The organism is Providencia sp. PROV200, from assembly GCF_049901995.1.
Taxonomy (GTDB): domain Bacteria; phylum Pseudomonadota; class Gammaproteobacteria; order Enterobacterales; family Enterobacteriaceae; genus Providencia; species Providencia rettgeri_E.
In genome coordinates this window covers 3,382,130-3,403,108 of record NZ_CP096307.1, presented here as the reverse complement: position 1 = coordinate 3,403,108, position 20,979 = coordinate 3,382,130, and the positions used below count along the sequence as shown (strand labels likewise).

Sequence of the window (20,979 nt, the reverse complement as noted above, 5' to 3'; positions counted from 1 at the left end):
TGTGAAACAATTAGGCATCTTTCAAATTTGGTTATTGAGGTAGTCTGTGATTGATGATGATGGCTACCGCCCGAATGTAGGAATTGTAATTTGTAATCGGCAAGGGCAAGTTTTATGGGCCCGCCGCTATGGTCAGCACTCATGGCAGTTTCCTCAAGGAGGCATCAATCCCGGGGAATCGCCGGAACAGGCGATGTATCGTGAGCTATACGAAGAAGTCGGGCTACAGCGTAAGGATGTTAGGTTATTGGCATCTACCCGTAATTGGTTACGTTACAAATTACCCAAGCGTTTGGTGCGTTGGGATACAAAACCTGTTTGTATTGGGCAGAAACAGCGTTGGTTTTTACTTCAACTTCAATGCAATGATGCCGATATAAACGTGCAGCGCAGTAAATCGCCAGAATTTGATGGCTGGCGATGGGTCAGTTATTGGTATCCTGTTAGGCAGGTAGTTTCTTTTAAACGTGAAGTTTATCGGCGTGTTATGAAGGAATTTGCCCCTGTTGTTATGCCTCTGCAGGAACAAAAATTACCACAACGACCCACTTTTAATAACCGTAGGCGTGGAGCAAAGTAGCCTATGTTGATGCGTTTACGTGAAATTGTCGAAAAAGTTGCAATGGCGACAAGTTTAACTGATGCGCTAGAAGTGTTGGTGAATGAGACCTGCAAAGCAATGCGGACAGACGTTTGTTCCATTTATTTAGCGGATCACCCTCGCCAATGCTATTACTTAATGGCAACCCGCGGGTTAAAAAAACCTAGCGGGATTGCTATTCGCCTAGGGTTTGATGAAGGTGTCGTGGGTGCCGTCGGGCGCCAATCTGAGATGCTCAATCTAGCCGATATTCGTGAACATCCTCAATATAAATTCCTGCCTCAGCTTAAAGAAGAACAGTTAAGAGCTTTCTTAGGTGTCCCCGTGGTCTATCGTCGTCAATTATTAGGCGTGCTGGTGGTACAGCAGCGGGAAAAACGACTGTTTAATGAAACCGAAGAATCTTTTATGGTCACGTTGTCGATGCAACTTGCCGTGATCTTGTCACAAGCTCAAGCAAAAGGTATTTTTGGGCAATATCGACAAAATAGAATTAAAGCCATTCCTGTATCACAGGGGATTTCAATGGCTTATGGGTGGCAAGATAGTTCCCAACCCTCTTTAGAGAGTGTTTTTCAAGCCAGCGCCATTGATATCGACAAAGAAAAACAACGCCTTGCTACAGCCCTCGAAAGCGCCACGGCGGAATGTCGTCGTATTAGTAAACGTTTTATGGCGAGCTCAGCAAAGGAAAGTGCTGCAATATTTGATCTCTATAATCATCTGCTTAGCGACCCACAGCTAAAAAAACACCTATTTGCTGCCATTAATGACAACGCAACCGCGGAATGGGCAGTTAAAACGGTCATTGAAAATTATGTAGAGCAGTTTTCTCGCCTGCGCGACCTCTATTTAAGAGAAAGAGGGGCTGACTTAAAAGCCTTGGGGCAACGTTTATTATTTCATCTTGATGATTCATTACTTCCCAATGAACAATGGCCAGACCGTTTTATTTTAGTTGCTGATGAATTAAGCGCTAGCGTATTAGCTGAGTTACCTATTGAGCAACTTGCTGGTGTGGTCGTGCGTGACGGAGCAACACATTCTCATTCTGCGATTTTAATCAGAGCTATGGGAATTCCTGCAATTATGGGGGCGGATATTGAGCCTTCGTTATTACATAACCGCCATTTAATCTTGGACGGTTATCGTGGCGAACTCTTTATTGAACCTGAAAACTTAATTGTTCAGGAATACCAGCAAATTATTGAAGAAGAAAATGTCATTAGCCGCTTAGCAGAAGGGACTCTTGGGCAAGATGCAATACTTAAAGGTGGCGAACACGTTCATATTTACCTTAATGCGGGGTTAAGTCCGCGGTACGAGCAGCAAATTAACACAGGGGTTGATGGTGTTGGTTTGTATCGTACTGAACTTCCTTTTATGTTGCACAATGGTTTTCCCTCGGAAGATGAGCAGAAACAGCTCTATAAAGAAGTTTTACAGCTCTTCCCAACCAAACCTGTTGTGTTAAGAACCCTTGACATAGGGGCGGATAAACAGCTGCCATACATGCCAATTAGCGAAGAAAACCCAAGCTTAGGCTGGCGTGGTATTCGTATTATGTTGGACCAGCCCGAGATTTTTTTGATTCAGCTAAGGGCTATGCTTCGGGCGAATATGCTTTCGGGTAATTTACGTATTTTATTACCTATGGTGACCAGTGTTAATGAGATAGACGAAGCCATTTTGTTGGTTAAAAGAGCAAGGGATGAAGTGAGTGTTTTATTAAAAATGCCAATTGAGATGCCTCAAATTGGTATTATGCTTGAAGTTCCTTCTTTGCTGTTCTTATTACCTGAAATTAAAAAACGGGTTGATTTTATCTCTATTGGAACGAATGACTTTACACAATATTTACTTGCGGTTGACCGTAATAACACCCATGTAGCAGCGCTATATGATAATCTTCACCCCTCAGTAATACGCTTTTTAGCAAAAGTCAGTGAAGAGTGCCAACGCCTTCAACTTCCTGTAAGTGTTTGTGGGGAAATGGCGGGGCAGCCACTTAGCGCAATGGTATTAATTGCACTTGGGTATCGCTCCTTAAGTATGAGTGGGCGTAGTGTTCCTCGTATGAAATATTTAATCCGCCAGCTTGACCCTGTCTTGATGTCGCAGTTAGTACCGAAGTTGTTGGCTGCAGAAACGAGTGACAGCGTTAGGCAAGAAGCGAGTGAATTTATGGAATTGCATCATTTAGGTGGGTTTGTTCGTGGGGGTATTTAATTCACAGCAAGACGTGAGCATTTAATTTAGTTTACTTCGAAAAATATCAAGTATAAATCACTATCCTTTTTGTTGTATGCTTCAGGGGACTTTATAAGTTGAAGTCTGTTGAATACGTAATAGTCGACGAGTAGTTGGCTTAATGATTAAAAAGTGGGGAACAATGAGTAACAACTACTTAGCATTTCCAGAAATAGATCCTGTTATGTTCTCGATTGGGCCAGTATCGTTACACTGGTATGGTTTTATGTACCTTGTTGGCTTTGTTTTTGCCCTTTGGCTTGCCGGACGTCGTGCTGCAAAACCAAATAGTGGTTGGACAAAAAATGAAGTCGAAAATTTACTGTATATTGGCTTTGTTGGCGTATTTGTCGGTGGCCGGCTAGGTTATGTTTTCTTCTATAATCTCCCTGTTTTTCTTGATGATCCTCTATATCTCTTTAAGGTTTGGGATGGCGGCATGTCCTTCCATGGCGGCCTAATCGGTGTAATATGTGCCATGATGTGGTTTGCTCACCGCACTCGCCGTCGTTTCTTGCAAGTCTCTGACTTTGTTGCACCATTAATTCCATTTGGCTTAGGTATGGGCCGTATTGGGAACTTTATTAATGGGGAGTTATGGGGACGAGTGACACTCGATACACCGTGGGCATTTTTATTCCCCCATTCGCGCAGTGAAGATATTCAACTTGCCGCCCAGGACCCTTCGTTATTACCCATATTAGAGCAATATGGTGTGTTACCAAGACACCCATCGCAGCTTTATGAAATGTTCTTAGAAGGGATTGTTCTCTTCCTTATCTTGAACTTATTTGTGCGTAAACCTCGCCCAATGGGGAGTGTTTCCGGGCTATTCTTGATTGGTTATGGTGCATTTAGGATCATCGTTGAATTCTTTAGGCAACCAGACGCCCAGCTTGGTTTGTTTGGTGGTATTAGCATGGGGCAAATTTTATCAATCCCAATGATTATTATTGGAGTTCTGATGATTGTTTGGGCTTATAAATACGGTAAAAATGTGCCGGCTCATAAGCCACTAAAAGAGCCCAAAAAGAGTTAATAAGTACAATTGCTAAGGCTAGCTTAGTCTGTTGAACATAACTATTTTGTAATTAAAACAATGAAGTTCAGCTGGTGAAAGTTAGCCACTTAAGTTATTTTTGAAAAAGAGAGTCACTATGAAGCCGTATCTTGATTTATGCCAACGTATTATTGATGAAGGCCAATGGGTTGAAAACAAACGAACAGGAGTTCGTTGTTTAACCGTTATTAACGCTGACCTTGAATATGATGTTGGTAATAATCAATTCCCCTTGATTACGACTCGTAAAAGTTTTTATAAAGCGGCAATAGCAGAGCTTCTTGGCTACCTTCGCGGCTATGATAACGCAGCCCAGTTTCGCGAGATTGGGTGTAATACTTGGAATGCGAATGCAAACGAAAACCATGCATGGCTAAATAATCCCCATCGTAAAGGCGAAGATGACATGGGGCGCGTCTATGGTGTTCAAGGGCGCTCATGGCAACGTCCAGACGGTACGCACTTAGACCAATTAAAAAAAGTCGTCAATAACTTAAAAAATGGAATTGATGACCGCGCGGAAATTATCACTTTCTATAACCCGGGTGAATTTGAAATGGGCTGCTTACGTCCCTGCATGCATACTCACACTTTTTCACTATTAGGTGATACGCTACATTTAACATCTTATCAGCGTAGCTGTGATGTTCCTCTTGGCCTGAATTTCAACCAAGTACAATGTTTTGTTCTACTTGCACTAATGGCTCGCATTACAGGGCACAAAGCTGGTAAGGCTTATCATAAAATTGTGAATGCGCACATCTATGAGAACCAACTGCCTTTGATGCGTGATGTCCAGCTGAAACGTGAGCCTTTTGCTTCCCCTTCATTGGTTATTAACCCCGAAATTAAGTCATTAGAAGACCTCGAAACATGGGTAACTTCAGATGATTTTATCCTCGAAGGGTACCAGTGCCATGAGGCTATCAAGTATCCATTTACTGTTTGATTAGCGAATAAATTGTTTACTAAGATGGTTTTATCTGAAAACCATCTTAGTCTTGTTTTTTTCATCTCACTATTTCCCTCCCTTTACTGATTTCATTGTCCTTGATGAGTTTTATCTTGGCTCATAATTAATTTACTTTCTTGTATTTACTTTGAATTAACTATTTTTTTGCGAAGCGCTTCGCAGACCAAGTTGTATGGATATGAATCTTTTTATTTTGTTGCGAAACGTTATGCAGTTTGCAATGACAGGCCTCGCTATATCGGCTTTTTTTGGCAATCTCTGTCTTGCGTATGAAAAAGTGAGGTCACAACAAGATGAAAGTTGAATCAAATACAATACAGCGTGGTTTCACCTTAATTGAAATTCTAATTGTTTTATTTATCTGTTCTTTGGTCATGTTGTCTGGTTTATATCAATGGCAACAGCAGGTAGAAAGGCAACGATTAATCGATGCAGCTAGGCAAATATCAGAGTTTATCTATAGTCAAATGATGGAAGGCGTCTATTTAAATAGGTACCAAATATTATCGGTTAAGGTTGGGGTAGGTGATTGGCAGCTGCTTGTTAAAGATGCAAATAACAATCAAGAGGTTGGCAAGCTAACAGCAGAAAGGCATCGAGGAATAGAGCTCTGGAAAGCGAGCCGGACGTCAATTCAGTTATATGGAAAGCAGGGGACTATTCGTGCTTTCAGTGTAGGGCTAAAAAATCAGTATGAGCAGATCACCATTTATATCTCTTCATTAGGCCGCATTAGAAGTTGTAGTCATAAAAAAATGACTGGGGTGCCGAAATGTTGAACCCCTTAAATAACGATAAATTAAAAAAACAGCGGGGTTTTACACTGATTGAAATATTGATGGCAATGGCAATCAGTAGCATTGTCTGTGTATCAGCGATGAGTGCCATTCCGACATTGTTTAAAAAAACCTATCGAGCTTATATTCAATATCAAGTAGACAAAGATATAAGGCAAACATTAATAAACATGGAAAAAGATTTTAGAAGGATCGGTTATTGCAGTAGCTTAGATTGTGGAAAAGAGCCTTTAAAAATCACATCTAAGTTTTTAAGTCGAGGAAGTAACTCATGTATTATTTTTGCCTACGACCAAGATTTATCGGGCAAGTGGGAGAATATTAAATCTAAATCGATAGAGTCTGATTATTTTGGGTATCGATTAAATAATGAAAAATTAGAATCTAATCGAAATGTCAGGGATTGCGATGGAACGCGTTGGCAATCGCTATTTGATGAGAAGTTAATCAAGGTTAAAAAATTAGCGTTTGATTGGCAGGAAAATACCCAATTACTTGAAATGAAAATAAACCTTAAGGCAGATTTGTTACCTAACCAAACGTTTGATTACCGAATAGCGGTTTTGGTTAGGAATTTATGAAGAATATAGCGCAACAACAGGGAAATGCGTCTCTACTTACGGTGATCATTTTTATCACAATAGGCTCATTATTGATTAAATCTGTACATTTTTTCCAAGAGCGGGCTCGAGATGAACTGCGCAAGGAAATTAAATATTTCGATGCTTTTAATAAAGCAGAGTCAGCGCTTGCGTGGGGTGGGACATTGAAATGGGATAGTCAGTATAGAGGGCTAAGGAGTTGGGTTTGCCAGACAGAGGAAACTCAGCAGTGGAAAAGTTGTTTAAAACACTACAAAGGGGCGACTTATTTGTTGTCGGGGCAAAGCCATTATCGTCTAGGAAATGATATTAAAGTTTATCGATGGATGGTATTAGATGCAAATAAGCAACAGCTTTTTCCCCGTAAAAATGGGTGGTTAGATTATTGCCCAGTAGTAAAAAAAGGGTTTTGCTAGTGAAAATAAAACAGCAAGGATTTGCATTAATAGAGGCAATGATTGGCGTGGTTATTTTTGCTATTTCATTAGTAGCTTTGGTAAACTATTCTCAATATATCATATTGAATTTTAATCAATTGTATATGAATTCCTCAGCGGTTAGGGCATTGCATAGCACATTAGAAAAAAGTGCAATGTTAACAGCATCAATATCTGGGGAGAAAAATTCTGCCATGGACCCAGATTTGCGTTACCCTGAATGGAAAATACAAATGACCCGTTTACCGCAGGTCGATAACTGTACAGAGTTAGTGGTATCGTTAACAATAAAAAGACAGCCATTTTCATTAAGTCGTTGGTATTGCTCAACAGGAGAGCACTATGTTTCAAGTGTATCATTCTAATCAATTAGATTTATTAAAAGATCTAATGACTCATTTAATGAAAAATGAACCACTTTCTCACCCTTTTGAGCAAGAAATAATTTTAGTGCAAAGCCCTGGGATGTCTCAGTGGCTGCAAATCGAACTTGCTAAGCAATTTGGTATTGCCGCAAATATTAACTATCCCTTACCTGCAACATTTATTTGGGACATGTTTAGGCGGGTTTTACCGGATATTCCAAAAGAAAGTGCTTATACCAAGCAAGCCATGACATGGAAACTCATGACAATACTGCCAACTGTCATTGGCGAGGACGAATTTGAACCTTTAAGGCATTATCTTCAAGAGGATACAGATAAACGTAAACTTCATCAGCTTGCTGGTAGGATTGCCGATTTATTTGACCAGTATTTAGTTTATCGCCCACAATGGGTCGAAGTATGGCAAAAAAATGAACGAGTAGAGGGGCTAAGTGAAAATCAACTGTGGCAAAAACGTTTGTGGCAATGCCTTGTTGATTATTCAAATGAATTAAAACAGCCACCTTGGCACCGTGCTAATTTATATCAACATTTTATTGATACATTATCATCGAACCCTGATTTAGGAAAAAAACTGCCTAAACGTATTTTTATTTGCGGTATTTCATCTCTTCCGCCTGTTTATCTACAAGCTCTCAATGCTATAGCAGAACATACAGATGTTCATTTAATGTTCACTAACCCTTGTCGTTATTATTGGGGTGATATTCAAAGTGCATCGTTTTTAGCTAGGTTACAGCAAAGAAAGCTTCGACATTATCTTGATAAACATGAAATTTCACGTTTTAAACTTGAAGAGCATGTACCTAATTTATTCAACGAAAATGGTGAACAGGACATCGTAAATCCATTACTCGCATCGTGGGGAAGGCTTGGCAGAGACAATTTATACTTTATTTCTCAAATCGATAGCGCTAATGAAATATCAGCCTATGTTGATACTGAACGAGTTAATTTATTAGAGAATATCCAGCAAGATATTCTAGATCTCGAAAATCACGCTCAATTAGGGACAACATTAGAAGATTATGAAACGAGTATCGGTAAGCGAGCAATCAATAAGTCAGATAATTCGATAACATTCCATTTATGCCATAGTGCACAGCGGGAAGTTGAAGTATTACAAGACCATCTGCTTGCTCTTTTTGAGCAAGACCCATCGCTAACACCGCGTGATGTCATTGTCATGGTTGCAGATATTGACAGCTATGCACCCTATATTCAGGCTGTTTTTGGTAATACAGCATCAACTCGTTATATCCCATTTTCAATTTCAGATAGAAAAGCACTACAAGCTCACCCTATTCTACAGGCATTTATTATGTTACTTGACTTGCCTCAGAGCCGTTTCTCAACGGAGCAAGTTCTCAGCCTACTTGAAGTTTCTGCTTTTTCTCAACGTTTTGGTATTGATGAAAGTGAGTTAAGTTTATTGCGCCGCTGGGTTAATGAATCAGGGATCCGCTGGGGGCTTGATGATGATAATGTACGTTCTTTCGCTTTACCGGTGATAGGGCAAAACACATGGGAGTTTGGTTTAAGTAGAATGTTGCTTGGCTATGCAATGGATAGTAGAAATGGCCCATGGAATGGTATTTTACCTTATGATGAATGTAGTGGTTTAGCGGCTCAACTTGCTGGGAAATTAGCACTATTAATCAACACACTCAGAGAATGGCGTTCTGTACTCGCACAAGAACGTCCACTTGATGCGTGGAAAGAACTTTGCCAACAATTACTTGATAGCTGCTTTATGGTTGATGGAGAAACTGAACTCGTTCTCGCACTATTGACGGAACAGTGGCATCAAATAATCGATAATGCGATAACTTCAGGATATGAAGAACAAGTGCCATTGCGATTAATTCGTGATGAACTTTCAGTTCGTTTTGATGATGAAAAGATTAGTCAACGTTTCTTGGCTGGAGCTGTTAACTTTTGTACTTTGATGCCAATGCGTTCAGTGCCATTTAAGGTTGTGTGTTTATTGGGGATGAATGATGGGGCTTACCCGCGAAATATACCACCTTTAGGGTTTGATTTGATGGCTGAAAAGCCTGTTCGTGGTGATAGAAAACGCCGGGACGACGATAGATATCTATTCTTAGAAGCATTGAATTCAGCATCTAAACAACTGTATGTTAGCTATATTGGGCTTTCTATTCGTGATAATCAGCCTTGTAATCCATCGGTATTAGTGACTGAATTAATTGACTATATTTGCCAAAGTTTTTGTTTAATTGGCGATGAAACCTTGAATATAGATGAAAGTGCTAAACGATTAAGAGCACATCTGGTCATTCAACATAATAGAGTCCCATTCGCCAAAGAAAATTTCTTACCAGAAACGCCCTATCAAAGCTTCGCGAGTGAATGGTTACCTGCTGCAAAAACAACAAATAAAGTTGATGAACCATTTTGTTCAGTACTTGAAATACGTGAACCCATCACTGAAATTTCGTTAGAACAATTATTACGTTTTTATCGTCATCCTATTAGGGCGTTTTTTCAACAGCGTTTGAAAGTCCATTTTTCTATTGAAGAAACTGAACTGCCAGAAGAAGAACCATTTAACTTAGGTAGATTACAGCGATATAAAATTAATGACCAAATTTTAGATTTGCTTGTCAAAGATAAAAGCATTGAACCTTTTTACTCTGCTTTAAAGGCATCAGGTCAGCTGCCAGCTAGGCAATTTGGCCAACTTTTTTGGGAACAACAGTTGAATGAGATATCGCCATTAGCTGAAAAAGTTAAAGAATATGATATGCAGCTATTTGATTATCCATTTGATTTTCAGTTAAATGGAATAAAAATCACTGGTGTGCTGAAAAATGTTCATGAAACAGGAATAGTACGTTATCGCCCGGCTTACTTAACTGCTAATGATGGCGTACAGCTATGGGTGGAGCATTTGTTATTTAACTTACAAATAGGTGAAGGGGAAAGCCTGGCACTGGGAAGAGAGAATAGCATTTGGCAGTTCTCAGCAATTAGCAAAGAAGATGCATTGGTTTATCTGCAAGACTTAGTCGAGGGCTACTGTGAAGGGTTTAATTCCCCACTAATTCTTCTTTCTCAAAGTTGTTGGAGTTGGGTTAAGGCTTGTTTTGATAAAAAGACTAAACAGTACGATTTTTCGAGTGAAGAAATTCAACAAAAAGCATTATCTGCATTGTTCCAGAGCTTACAAGGAAGCCAGATGCAAAAAGGTGAGATGGAGGACGATTATGTATCAAGAGCTTGCAGAAGCATAGATGATGCGATGATTAAATCTTTATTATCAAATACTCAGCGGTTTTTATTGCCGATGACTAAATACTTGAAATGACAGGAGAGCACCAAAGGATGCAATATTTATCCAAAAATATCGCTCATCTATTTTTATTACTGATAATTCTCTTCGGTGGTCAAGCTATTGCAGCACAACCACTTTGGCAGGTTTTGCCTGAAACAGTAAATAAAAGTGAAAGTGACCCTAGGGAATACAAAGCCATCAAACTCAGTAATGATATGACGGTTTTATTAGTATCGGACGCTAAAGCAACTAAATCATTGGCTGCGGTATCGATACCTGTTGGTAGTATTGAAAACCCAAATAGCCAATTAGGGTTAGCCCATTATTTAGAACATATGGTTTTAATGGGCTCCAAAAAGTACCCAGAGCCAAGTAGTTTCTCTGAGTTTTTGCAAAAACATGGTGGTAGCCATAATGCAAGCACGGCATCGCACCGTACAGCTTATTATTTTGAAGTTGAAAATGGAGCATTGAAAGAAGCGACGGATAGGCTTGCAGATGCATTAGCAGACCCGCTTTTAGACCCAATTAATGCCGATAGAGAACGTAATGCCGTTAATGCAGAACTCACGATGGCACGTTCTCGTGATGGGATGCGTATGTGGCAAGTGCGTTCTGAAACTTTGAATCCGTTGCACCCAAACTCACGTTTTTCTGGAGGAAATTTAGAGACTCTGAAAGATAAACCTAATAGCAAATTACAAGATGAGCTAGTGGGTTTTTATAAGCGGTATTATTCTGCAAATCTAATGAATGCAGTGCTGTACGGCGACCAATCTATTGAGTCATTAGCAAATATTGCTCAGGAAACATTTGGGCGTATACCTAATTTTAATGCCAGTGTTCCTGCTGTTAATATCCCTGCAGTAACGGATAACGAAAAAGGCATTATCATTCACTATGTGCCTGCTCAACCACAAAAAGCCATACAAATTGAATTTAGTATTAAAAATAATATGGCGGACTTCCGTAGCAAAAGTGATAGCTATATTAGTTACTTAATTGGTAACAGAAGCCCAGGAACATTGGCTGATTGGTTAATATCGCAAGGGCTTGCTGAAGGTATCAGCGCCTCTGCCACCCCAAATTTAGATAGAAACTATGGTTCATTCTCTATTTATGTCACATTGACTGATAAAGGGCTACAAGAAAGAGATGAAATTATTGCAGCTATTTTTTCTTATCTTGAGTTAATTAAGAATGATGGCGTCAATAAAAGTTACTTTGATGAAATAGCAAAAGTTCTTAATTTATCATTCCGTTATGGCTCAATTGTTAGGGATATGAACTATATTGAATGGTTATCAGACCAAATGATTGATGTTCCTGTTAACCATGTCCTTGATTCAGATTACATTGCTGATAAGTATAACCCTGAGGCGATTAAACAACGTTTATCAGAGCTTACTGCACAAGAGGCGAGGATTTGGTTTATTAGTCCGAACGAACCGAATAACAAAAAAGCTTATTTTGTTGATGCACCGTATCAAGTCAATAAGATCACAGCAAAACAGTTTAAAACGTGGGCAAGTTTAGAATCCAAAATGAACTTCAAACTACCTACTTTAAACCCGTACATTGCTGATAACTTGTCATTAATTAAAGCTGATAAGGCTTATAAACACCCTGAATTCATCTATCAAGATGGTAATACGCGCGTGTTATATATGCCAAGTCAATATTTTGCAGATGAGCCAAAGGCAAGTATCACCTTGTCATTACGTTCTAATCAAGGAGATAAAAATGCCAAGGAGCAAGTTACTGGCTCTTTACTACAATATATTGCTTCATTGAAAATGGATGAATTGCAATATCAGGCATCTGTAGCAGGCATGTCGGTCTCTGTTTCCCAAGGTGTTGGCCTGCAATTAAATGCCAGTGGTTACACCCAACATTTACCTGAACTCTTTTTATCCATGACTAAGCTATACCTGAATTTTGAGCCAACGAAACAAGAGTTAGCTCAAGCAAAATCTTGGTATAAAGAGCAAATTGAAGTCGCCAATAATGCGAAAGCTTATGAGCTGGCTATGCAACCGCTTCAGCGTATTAATAGTGTGCCTTATTTTGAGCAAGAGCAGCGCTTAGCCGAGCTAGATAAAATTTCACTACAAGACATCACTAACTACCGTGAAATGATAGTTAAAAGCGCAGCATTACAAGCTCTGGTCTTTGGCAATATGACTGAGTCACAAAGCATTAAAACTATTAAAGATGCACAGCAACTATTAAAGAGCGAAGGTACCAATTGGTGGCGTGGCGATATTGTCGTAATTGACAAAAATTACCTAGCAGATTTCCACAAACAGGGGAACAGCTCCGATAATGCGCTTGCAGAAATCTTTATTCCAGACGGTTATAGCCGCATCGATGGTGCAGTATTATCCGGTATTCTTTCTAAAGTGGTTCAGCCTTGGTTTTATGATCAATTAAGAACCAATGAGCAGCTGGGTTACGCCGTATTTGCTTTTAAAGCAGGGTTGGGTGACCAGTGGGGAATGGGCTTTTTGATTCAAAGTAATGCCAAGACACCGAGTTACTTGAATACGCGTTACCAACAGTTTTATCTTCAAGCATTAGAGAAATTGAAAAAGCTGCCGATAGATGAGTTTAATCAATATAAACAATCTATTATCACTGAGATGAATCAGCCACCGCAAACATTTTATGAAGAAGTAGGTCGCTATTCATCTGATTTTTCTAGGAATATTTTCAGTTTTGATACTCGTGAAAAAGTGATTGCAACTTTAGGTACTGCAACAAAAGAGCAAGTCATTGAGTATTATGAAAATGCAGTGATAAAACACAAAGGGTTAGCTGTTAGCTCCCAAGTTATCGGCCAGGGAGTTGATATTAAAGAGGGGTATGCTCATCTAAAAGATTGGGTGCTTTACTCGACAGCTTCTCAGTTGCAAAAGATTTTACCAATAAAGGAAGATGCTGAGTGAATAAAGTGCAGGTAGAGTCCCAATTACTGAATGTTTTTTCATTACCTCTGCGTGGGCAGCGGCTAATTGAAGCATCTGCGGGAACAGGTAAAACATATACAATTGGTATACTTTATCTGCGGCTTTTATTAGGTTTGGGAGGCGCTAATGCGTTTCCTAGGCCGTTAAGTGTTGAAGAAATCTTAGTTGTAACATTTACAGAGGCTGCAACAAATGAGTTACGTGGGCGTATTCGTCAACGTATTCACGATATGCGCTTGGCTTGCTTAAGAAATGGCGTTGGTTTCGAGTCGCAGCCTGAATACCTTGAATTATTAACTGAGCTTTCGGGGGAGTCCCAAAGAAAATTTGCTGCGCAATGGCTGCAGGATGCGGAAAGGCAAATGGATGAAGCCGCTATATATACTATCCATGGTTTTTGCCAAAGAATGCTAGTTCATAACGCATTTGAGTCTGGAGTATTGTTTGAACAAACAATGATCCAAGATGAATTTCCTATACAAAAACAAGCCTGTGCAGACTTTTGGCGTCGCCATTTTTATCCTCTGAATTACTCCATGACAAAAGTTATTCAGTCACTGTGGAATAGTCCAGAAGCATTGCTTTCAGAGATTAAACCTTTTTTACAGGGTGATATTCCTTTAATTATTAACCAACCGAAACAAGTAGAAACCCTAGAAGAACGGCATCAGCGGCTAATTTTGTTAATTGAGTCAGTTAAAACGGCATGGTTAGAAAATTCAGCGGATTTTGAGAAGCTTATCGCTGAGTCAGATGTTGATAAACGAAGTTATAGTACGCGTTTTCTACCCGCATGGCTGATAAAAATTGGCGAATGGGCTCAAGAAGAAACTGAAGATTATCAGCTGCCTAAAGATCTTGAACGCTTCTCGCAAACGGTACTACATAAAAAATCAAAAAGTGGCTCAGGGCCAGAGCATGTTGTTTTTCAAAGAATAGATGAGCTACTTTCTCAATCATTAACCCTGAAAGATCTAATTATTCCACTGGCAATTTCAGAGGTGAGGGCAGCAATTAGCGGTGAAAAACATAACCGTGGTGAAATGGGGTTTGATGATTTGTTGACCCGTTTAGACAATGCTCTTGCTCAAGAAAGTGGAAAGTTTTTAGCTCAGGCTATTAGACAACGTTTTCCAGTTGCGATGATAGATGAATTTCAAGACACAGATGCACAGCAGTATCGTATTTTCCAAAGAATTTACCGAGAAGTTAATGACAGTGCATTACTTTTTATTGGCGACCCTAAACAAGCTATTTATGCTTTTAGAGGCGCTGATATTTTCACTTATATTGAAGCAAAAAATGAAGTTAGCGCTCACTATACATTAGAGACTAATTTTCGCTCATCACAAAATATGGTTGAAGCGATTAATCATCTATTTAGCCATTGTCAGTCACCTTTTATTTTTGAACAAATTCCTTTTCAACCCGTTAATTTTGCCAAGCAAAATAGCGGTAAAAAACTTATCCATAATGGTGAAGAAACCAAAGCGCTTACATTTTGGCAATTGGAAGAAGAAGGTGTCTCCGTTTCTGAATACGAGCAAGCAACAGCTTCACAATGTGCAGTACAAATCGCACAATATTTGCAGGGCGGTTTGCAAGGTAGTAGCTATTTTGACAACAAAGGAACGCGTACACCTGTCGAAGCTTCTGATATCACTGTGTTGGTGCGCAGTCGGCGCGAAGCCGTATTAATTCGTGATGCTTTAAATCGGTTAAATATCCCCTCCGTGTTTCAATCTAATCGGGAGAGTGTATTTTCAACGCCAGAAGCGAGAGATTTATTGTGGTTACTACAGGCAGTTTTAACACCGGAAAAAGAACGTGTTTTGCGCAGTGCATTGGCGACGGGGATATTGGGTTTAACTGCTAAACACATTGATGACCTTAACCATGATGAAAAAGCATGGGAAAAGATTGTTGATGAATTTGCTCGTTATGCGATGGTTTGGCAAAAACGAGGTGTGCTCCCCATGCTTAGAATGGTCATGGCACAGAGGAAAATTGCAGAAACATTATTATCAGGCACCGATGGAGAGCGCCGTTTGATGGATGTGATGCATATTGGTGAACTACTGCAAGAAATGTCATTACAGCTTGAAGGTGAGCACACACTAACTCGTTGGCTAGCGCAACAAATAGCCCACCCTGATCATCAATCTGATGTACAGCAAATGCGTCTTGAAAGTGATAAACATTTGGTGCAGATCAGTACCATACATAAATCTAAAGGCCTTGAATACAAGATTGTATGGTTGCCTTTTGCAAGCAATTTTTTACCTCAATCTAAAGGCTTATATCACGACAGAACAGATTATGGGGTACGGCTAGACTTAAATGACAGCGAAGAAAATGTGGCTTTAGCTGACCAAGAACGCTTGGCAGAAGACCTACGTTTATTATATGTGGCACTCACAAGGGCCATTTATCACTGTAGTGTCGGTATTGCGCCATTAATTAAAGGTAACAGGAAAAAAAGTGGTGAAACCGATTTACACTTATCTGCGCTGGGTTACGTTATCCAAAAAGGACAAGCTGGTGATTACCAACTCTTAAACGAAATGTTGGCTGAAATTAGCAATGACGTTATTGATGTTGCAGTGATTAATCAACCTAAGTCGGAACGCCTGCTATTAGAACAAAATGATAGCATAAACTTATCGGCAAGAGCAGTGACTCGTCATTTTAATGACCACTGGCGTGTTACCAGCTATTCGGGGTTAAGTTATGGTTCAAGCCATACTGAAGCAGAAGAATCAGTTTCAGCATTGCAATTTGCTAATTCATTAGCTCCTAATATGGATGTTGAGGCCAGTGTTGATGTGGAACAACAGGAAGATGAGTTTTTTACTTTAACTCCTCATCAATTTCCTAAAGGTGCGTCACCCGGAACATTTTTACATAGCTTAATGGAAGAGATTGACTTTAGTGAACCAGTTTCGCAAGAATGGTTGGCTGAAAAACTTGAATCTTCTGGGTTTGACTTACAGTGGGCACCAATGCTGCAAGAATGGCTACACGCTATTGTACAGGCACCACTATCAGAAGATGGGTTATGTTTATCTGCTTTACGGCCTCAAGACCAATTAGATGAGATGCAGTTTTATCTTCCTATTGAGTCAATATTGGGGGCAGGTCATTTAGATAAGGTAACGCATCAATATGACCCATTATCACAACGTTGTCCTCCACTAAGTTTTGAGAAAGTCCAGGGAATTTTAAAAGGGTTTATTGACCTTACCTTTTACTGGAAAGGTAAATTTTACCTTCTTGATTATAAGTCAAATTATCTAGGGGAAGATGCTAGTTTTTATACCCAAGAAGCCATGGCTGAAGCGATGATAGACCACCGCTATGATTTGCAATATCAACTATATTCGTTGGCTTTACATCGTTACTTAAAGCAAAGAATGCCTAATTATGATTATGAAACCCATTTTGGGGGTGTCTATTATTTATTTCTAAGAGGGGTAGATGATGTTAACGCCAGTAACGGTATTTTCTTTTATCGTCCTGTAGAGGCGTTTATTGAAGCGTTAGATAGCTTATTTAAAAATGTTCAACAAGGGGAACACGTTTAATGAAATCCCTATTTAATCAGGCTATTGAGCTACGTATCTTCACACCTCTTGATGTGCAATTTGCTTACAGTATTTCTGATGATAAGCACCCGATAGTACTTATGCTTGCCGCACTTCTTAGCGCAGAAACTATGGCTGGGCACGTTTGCTTAGCATTGGCCGATGTTGTACCTGAAAAGTTATTTGCAGGGAGGCATCCTGAATTAGCCGTTGAATTTTGGCAGAAAATGGGGGAGCCGAGCGAACAAGTACTTTATCAAACGCTCAAACAAGCAAATGCAGTGTCGCTATCAACAGAAAACCAGGTCTCGCCTTTAATACTTTCAGGGGAATACTTATATTTTCAACGGATGTGGCAATATGAGCAACATGTTGCAAAGTTTTTCTCTAACACATCAATAGAGAAGCAAAATAATATTCAAATCAAGGAAATACTAGATAATTTATTTCCCACTACTGATGATATTGATTGGCAAAAAATTGCAGCAGCAGTTGCTGTAACCAGCAAGGTGTCAATCATATCAGGGGGGCCAGGGACGGGAAAAACAACAACGGTTGCACGTATCCTTGCCGCATTAATTAAGCTTGAAGCCAAACTTCACCACAAAATTAGAATAGAGCTGGCAGCTCCAACGGGTAAGGCGGCTGCTAGGTTGACGGAATCTCTAGGTGAGGCGATGAAAAAGATGCCTTTAACCGATGCAGAACGCGCTGTTTTGCCTAATCATGCCAAAACATTACACCGTTTATTAGGGGCTCAACCTGAAAGTCAGCAGTTTCGTTATAACCGAGACAACCGTTTATCTCTTGATGTACTCATTGTTGATGAAGCCTCAATGGTAGATTTACCCATGATGAGCAAACTACTTGAGTCACTGCCTGAAAATGCAAAATTAATATTTCTAGGTGATAAAGATCAACTCGCTTCTGTCGAAGCAGGTGCTGTGTTAGGGGATATTTGTCAGTTTGCTGATAACGGTTATAGCATAGAACGAGCATCTCAACTTTCGGCGCTAACAGGGTATTCTGTTGCAGCTTATGCATCACCAAACGGCCCAATTATTCGTGATAACCTATGTTTACTGCGTAAAAGTTACCGTTTTTCTGCAGATTCAGGGATTGGCCAACTCGCTTTTGCTGTAAATGAAGGCAATGTTTCTCGAGTTCAACAATTACTAAATCAACAACGTCCAGATGTGCATTGTTATATTCAAGAAACAGCGGATGACTACGCTCAAATTTTATTAGATGCCGCTGAAAATTATAAAGAATATCTACTTGCGGTTAAAGATAAAGAAGATCCTGAGCAAGTTCTGAAAAAATTTAATCAATATCGGTTACTAACGGCTCTGCGGGAAGGGCCTTTTGGCGTTATTGGCCTTAATGATAAATTGGAAAAATTATTTCATAGGCAAGGGATAATAAATCGTCCATATAATTTATTGAATAAGCACTATGCAGGCCGGCCAATTATGATTAGCCGTAATGATAGCCCATTAGGACTTTTTAATGGGGATATAGGCATCATTTTACCAGATGAAGAAAATGCACTGAGAGCCTATTTCCAATTTCCAGATGGGACTATTCGTGGAGTACGACCTAACCGGCTTCCACAGCATGAAACAGCTTATGCAATGACAGTTCATAAATCACAAGGTTCGGAGTTTGCTCATACCGCATTGGTTTTACCAAATGTATATTCTCCGGTGATGACACGTGAGCTTGTGTATACAGCGATAACTCGAGCTAAAAAAGAGCTATCTCTTTATGGTAGCCCAAAAGTATTACGTCGAGCCGTTGAAACGCCAACTAAGCGACGAAGCGGTTTAGCGACTCAATTAATATAACTAACTTATTTGTAAGTTACGTGAATAATTCACCCTAAAGTAAAGGTAATGAGATGGATAACCAGCAAGAAATGACAGCAATTACAGTAACATTAAATGCAAGGCTTGAGCCTACTAGGCGTGGTGATTTAGAAGATGCATTTAATGAAGTCATGAAAAGCATGGATAAAAATATCCATGTCACAGGCGGTGGGACATTATTAGGTGATAATGGTGAAGCGCAGGAATGTGATATAGAAATAGCACTTGAAGAGGCGAGTGACGAAAATATCAGTTTAATTATTCAACTTTTTTCCTCAATGTTAGCTCCAAAAGGCTCTCGTTTATTTATTCATGGTGAAGATGTTCGAATCGATTTTGGTTCAGATGAAGGTATGGCTATTTATTTCAACGGGACAGAACTCGCCGATGACGTTTATGAAAACGGGGATATCAGTGAAGTGTTCGATGTTCTAGATGACGCTGTGGAAGATATTGGGAGTATTCATGGCGTTTGGGATGGTCCGACAGAAACCGCATTTTATTTTTATGGTACTTCTTTCGCTGAGATGAAAGCGGCAATCCAACCACATTTAGATTCCATTCCTTTGTGCGAGAAAGCTAGAGTTATTCAGATAGCTTAGCGGCTATTCCCTAGTTTTAAAGCTACGACCCAAACTATGCATCCTTGTATAGTTTGGGCTAAAGTAAGTAATGAAACAGCCATTATGCTAAAGACGTTAATGTTTACTTATCAGATTGGTTTTTTAGGTCTAAAATCAATATCTTAGATCGACGTTGGTAGTTATATAAAGCCTGCTTTTTCATTGGTAACATTTCAATCTCTGCAGGGGTAAAACCACGCTCTTGAAACCAATGGATACTACGAGTTGTCAGGACAAATAGTTTATCTAAGCCAAATTGTTTCGCTTGTACAGCGACACGGTGCAGTAACTCCTCTCCTCTAGATGAACTTCGGTAATCGGGATGAACAGCGACACAAGCCATTTCACCTAGTTTTTCTTCTGGATAAGGGTAAAGCGCTGCACAAGCGATCACTAAGCTATCACGTTCAATAATAGTAAATTTATCAATTTCCATTTCTAATTGCTCGCGTGAACGTCTAACTAAAATCCCTTGTTGCTCTAATGGGCGAATAAGCTCTAATATTCCACCAATATCATTAATGTTTGCACGGCGGATTTGTTCCGCGCTTTCCATGACGATTTGGGTACCAATACCATCACGAGAGAATAACTCTTGAATCAATGAGCCATTCTCTTGGTAACTCAATAGGTGGCTACGGCGGACACCTCGGCGGCAAGCTTTTGCGGCTCCGCGTAAAAAACGCACTGTTCCTGAATAGTAATCACCTTCAGATTCAAGTTCTTGAATACGGCTTTCTGCTTCATTTGGGAATAATTCAGACAAAATATTGCCTTCTTTGTCTGTGACACCTTGAGAAGAGCAAAAACCGATCAGTTTTTCCGCTTTCATTTTTACTGCCAACTGAGTGGCAATTTCTTCGGAGGTCAGATTAAAACTTTCCCCGGTGACTGAAACGGCAACCGGGCCAATTAACACAATTGAACCATTATCTAACTGATTATTAATGGCATCTTCATTAATACGGCGGATCCTACCGCTGTGGCAATAATCAATACCATCGTCAACGCCTAGAGGTTGAGCAATAACGAAATTACCACTAACCACATTAATGTGTGCACCTTGAAGTGGGGTATTACCTAAGCTCATAGATAACCGAGCTGTGATATCTAATTGTAAAGCGCCTGAAGCTTGTTTTACATATTCAAGAGTATTCGAATCTGTTACGCGAGTATGTTTATGATAAACCGCGTCATATTGGTGCTCTGCTAAAATATCCTCAATTTGAGGCCTAGCGCCATAAACGACAATAATTCGGATGCCTAAACTATGTAATAATCCTATATCATTGACTATACTAGGAAAATTTTCATGCGCAATCGCTTCACCACCAAGCATAATAATAAATGTTTTGCCGCGGTGGGCGTTTATATAAGGGACCGAATGGCGAAACTCATCAACCAACTCGGTGCTGCGCTCTTTCATAACAACCCTCTTAATTGAATTTTTATTCGTTAATATTGTATTTTTATTCTTTTTGTCGGTAAATATCAAGTAAAAGATGGGATAAAAAAAGTCACATTTTTATTT

Annotated in this window: 14 protein-coding genes; 13 read left to right on the top strand and 1 reads right to left on the bottom strand. The window is 39.6% G+C overall.

From position 1 onward, the window contains the following. Window positions 1-46: 46 nt before the first annotated feature. From rppH to M1E86_RS15515, 13 genes are all read left to right on the top strand, one after another. Window positions 47-580 (top strand): RNA pyrophosphohydrolase, encoded by a 534-nt coding sequence (rppH, locus tag M1E86_RS15575; RefSeq protein ID WP_004908658.1) that lies wholly within the window; start codon window positions 47-49, stop codon window positions 578-580. A 3-nt stretch (window positions 581-583) separates the two neighbouring features. Beyond that, window positions 584-2,830, top strand: coding sequence for a phosphoenolpyruvate--protein phosphotransferase (gene ptsP / locus M1E86_RS15570; RefSeq protein ID WP_213913045.1), 2,247 nt, complete (start codon window positions 584-586; stop codon window positions 2,828-2,830). Window positions 2,831-2,993: 163 nt separating this feature from the next. Continuing rightward, entirely contained in the window at window positions 2,994-3,890 is an 897-nt protein-coding gene (gene lgt, locus M1E86_RS15565) for a prolipoprotein diacylglyceryl transferase (RefSeq protein WP_213913044.1), read from the top strand. 118 nt (window positions 3,891-4,008) lie between these two features. Continuing rightward, window positions 4,009-4,860 (top strand): thymidylate synthase, encoded by an 852-nt coding sequence (locus M1E86_RS15560; RefSeq protein ID WP_213913043.1) that lies wholly within the window; start codon window positions 4,009-4,011, stop codon window positions 4,858-4,860. A gap of 317 nt (window positions 4,861-5,177) precedes the next feature. Further along, window positions 5,178-5,663 carry a prepilin-type N-terminal cleavage/methylation domain-containing protein gene (locus tag M1E86_RS15555; RefSeq protein WP_213913042.1) on the top strand — a complete coding sequence of 162 codons (486 nt, stop codon included), beginning with the start codon at window positions 5,178-5,180 and terminating at the stop codon, window positions 5,661-5,663. Then, window positions 5,657-6,262: a prepilin peptidase-dependent protein gene (locus M1E86_RS15550; RefSeq protein WP_213913041.1), complete on the top strand. Its 606-nt coding sequence runs from the start codon at window positions 5,657-5,659 to the stop codon at window positions 6,260-6,262. Before M1E86_RS15555 ends, M1E86_RS15550 begins: the two co-directional genes overlap by 7 nt. Continuing rightward, on the top strand, window positions 6,259-6,699 hold the full coding sequence (locus M1E86_RS15545; RefSeq protein WP_213913040.1) for a DUF2509 family protein: 441 nt from the start codon (window positions 6,259-6,261) through the stop codon (window positions 6,697-6,699). Before M1E86_RS15550 ends, M1E86_RS15545 begins: the two co-directional genes overlap by 4 nt. Then, complete coding sequence (locus tag M1E86_RS15540; protein ID WP_213913039.1) at window positions 6,699-7,085, top strand: prepilin-type N-terminal cleavage/methylation domain-containing protein; 387 nt, start codon at window positions 6,699-6,701, stop codon at window positions 7,083-7,085. Before M1E86_RS15545 ends, M1E86_RS15540 begins: the two co-directional genes overlap by 1 nt. Then, a complete protein-coding gene (gene recC, locus M1E86_RS15535) occupies window positions 7,063-10,437 on the top strand; it encodes an exodeoxyribonuclease V subunit gamma (RefSeq protein WP_213913038.1) in 3,375 nt (1,124 codons plus the stop codon). The genes M1E86_RS15540 and recC overlap by 23 nt, the downstream gene beginning before the upstream one ends. A gap of 17 nt (window positions 10,438-10,454) precedes the next feature. Beyond that, on the top strand, window positions 10,455-13,352 hold the full coding sequence (gene ptrA / locus M1E86_RS15530) for a pitrilysin (RefSeq protein ID WP_319862135.1): 2,898 nt from the start codon (window positions 10,455-10,457) through the stop codon (window positions 13,350-13,352). Continuing rightward, complete coding sequence (gene recB, locus M1E86_RS15525) at window positions 13,349-16,957, top strand: exodeoxyribonuclease V subunit beta (protein ID WP_213913036.1); 3,609 nt, start codon at window positions 13,349-13,351, stop codon at window positions 16,955-16,957. The genes ptrA and recB overlap by 4 nt, the downstream gene beginning before the upstream one ends. Continuing rightward, on the top strand, window positions 16,957-18,804 hold the full coding sequence (gene recD, locus M1E86_RS15520; protein WP_426099151.1) for an exodeoxyribonuclease V subunit alpha: 1,848 nt from the start codon (window positions 16,957-16,959) through the stop codon (window positions 18,802-18,804). The genes recB and recD overlap by 1 nt, the downstream gene beginning before the upstream one ends. A gap of 53 nt (window positions 18,805-18,857) precedes the next feature. Then, window positions 18,858-19,427, top strand: coding sequence for a hypothetical protein (locus tag M1E86_RS15515; RefSeq protein WP_213913035.1), 570 nt, complete (start codon window positions 18,858-18,860; stop codon window positions 19,425-19,427). A 103-nt stretch (window positions 19,428-19,530) separates the two neighbouring features. Here the strand turns inward: M1E86_RS15515 and argA are convergent, their stop codons facing one another. After that, window positions 19,531-20,874 (bottom strand): amino-acid N-acetyltransferase, encoded by a 1,344-nt coding sequence (gene argA / locus M1E86_RS15510; protein ID WP_213913034.1) that lies wholly within the window; start codon window positions 20,872-20,874, stop codon window positions 19,531-19,533. Window positions 20,875-20,979 lie beyond the last annotated feature (105 nt).

Coding starts and splice junctions, on each gene's coding strand:
- lgt (WP_213913044.1), top strand. CDS start 2,994: ATGAGTAACAACTACTTAGCATTTCCAGAAATAGATCCTGTTATGTTC.
- M1E86_RS15550 (WP_213913041.1), top strand. CDS start 5,657: ATGTTGAACCCCTTAAATAACGATAAATTAAAAAAACAGCGGGGTTTT.
- recD (WP_426099151.1), top strand. CDS start 16,957: ATGAAATCCCTATTTAATCAGGCTATTGAGCTACGTATCTTCACACCT.
- M1E86_RS15560 (WP_213913043.1), top strand. CDS start 4,009: ATGAAGCCGTATCTTGATTTATGCCAACGTATTATTGATGAAGGCCAA.
- M1E86_RS15515 (WP_213913035.1), top strand. CDS start 18,858: ATGGATAACCAGCAAGAAATGACAGCAATTACAGTAACATTAAATGCA.
- argA (WP_213913034.1), bottom strand. CDS start 20,874: ATGAAAGAGCGCAGCACCGAGTTGGTTGATGAGTTTCGCCATTCGGTC.
- M1E86_RS15545 (WP_213913040.1), top strand. CDS start 6,259: ATGAAGAATATAGCGCAACAACAGGGAAATGCGTCTCTACTTACGGTG.
- ptsP (WP_213913045.1), top strand. CDS start 584: ATGTTGATGCGTTTACGTGAAATTGTCGAAAAAGTTGCAATGGCGACA.
- M1E86_RS15555 (WP_213913042.1), top strand. CDS start 5,178: ATGAAAGTTGAATCAAATACAATACAGCGTGGTTTCACCTTAATTGAA.
- ptrA (WP_319862135.1), top strand. CDS start 10,455: ATGCAATATTTATCCAAAAATATCGCTCATCTATTTTTATTACTGATA.
- recC (WP_213913038.1), top strand. CDS start 7,063: ATGTTTCAAGTGTATCATTCTAATCAATTAGATTTATTAAAAGATCTA.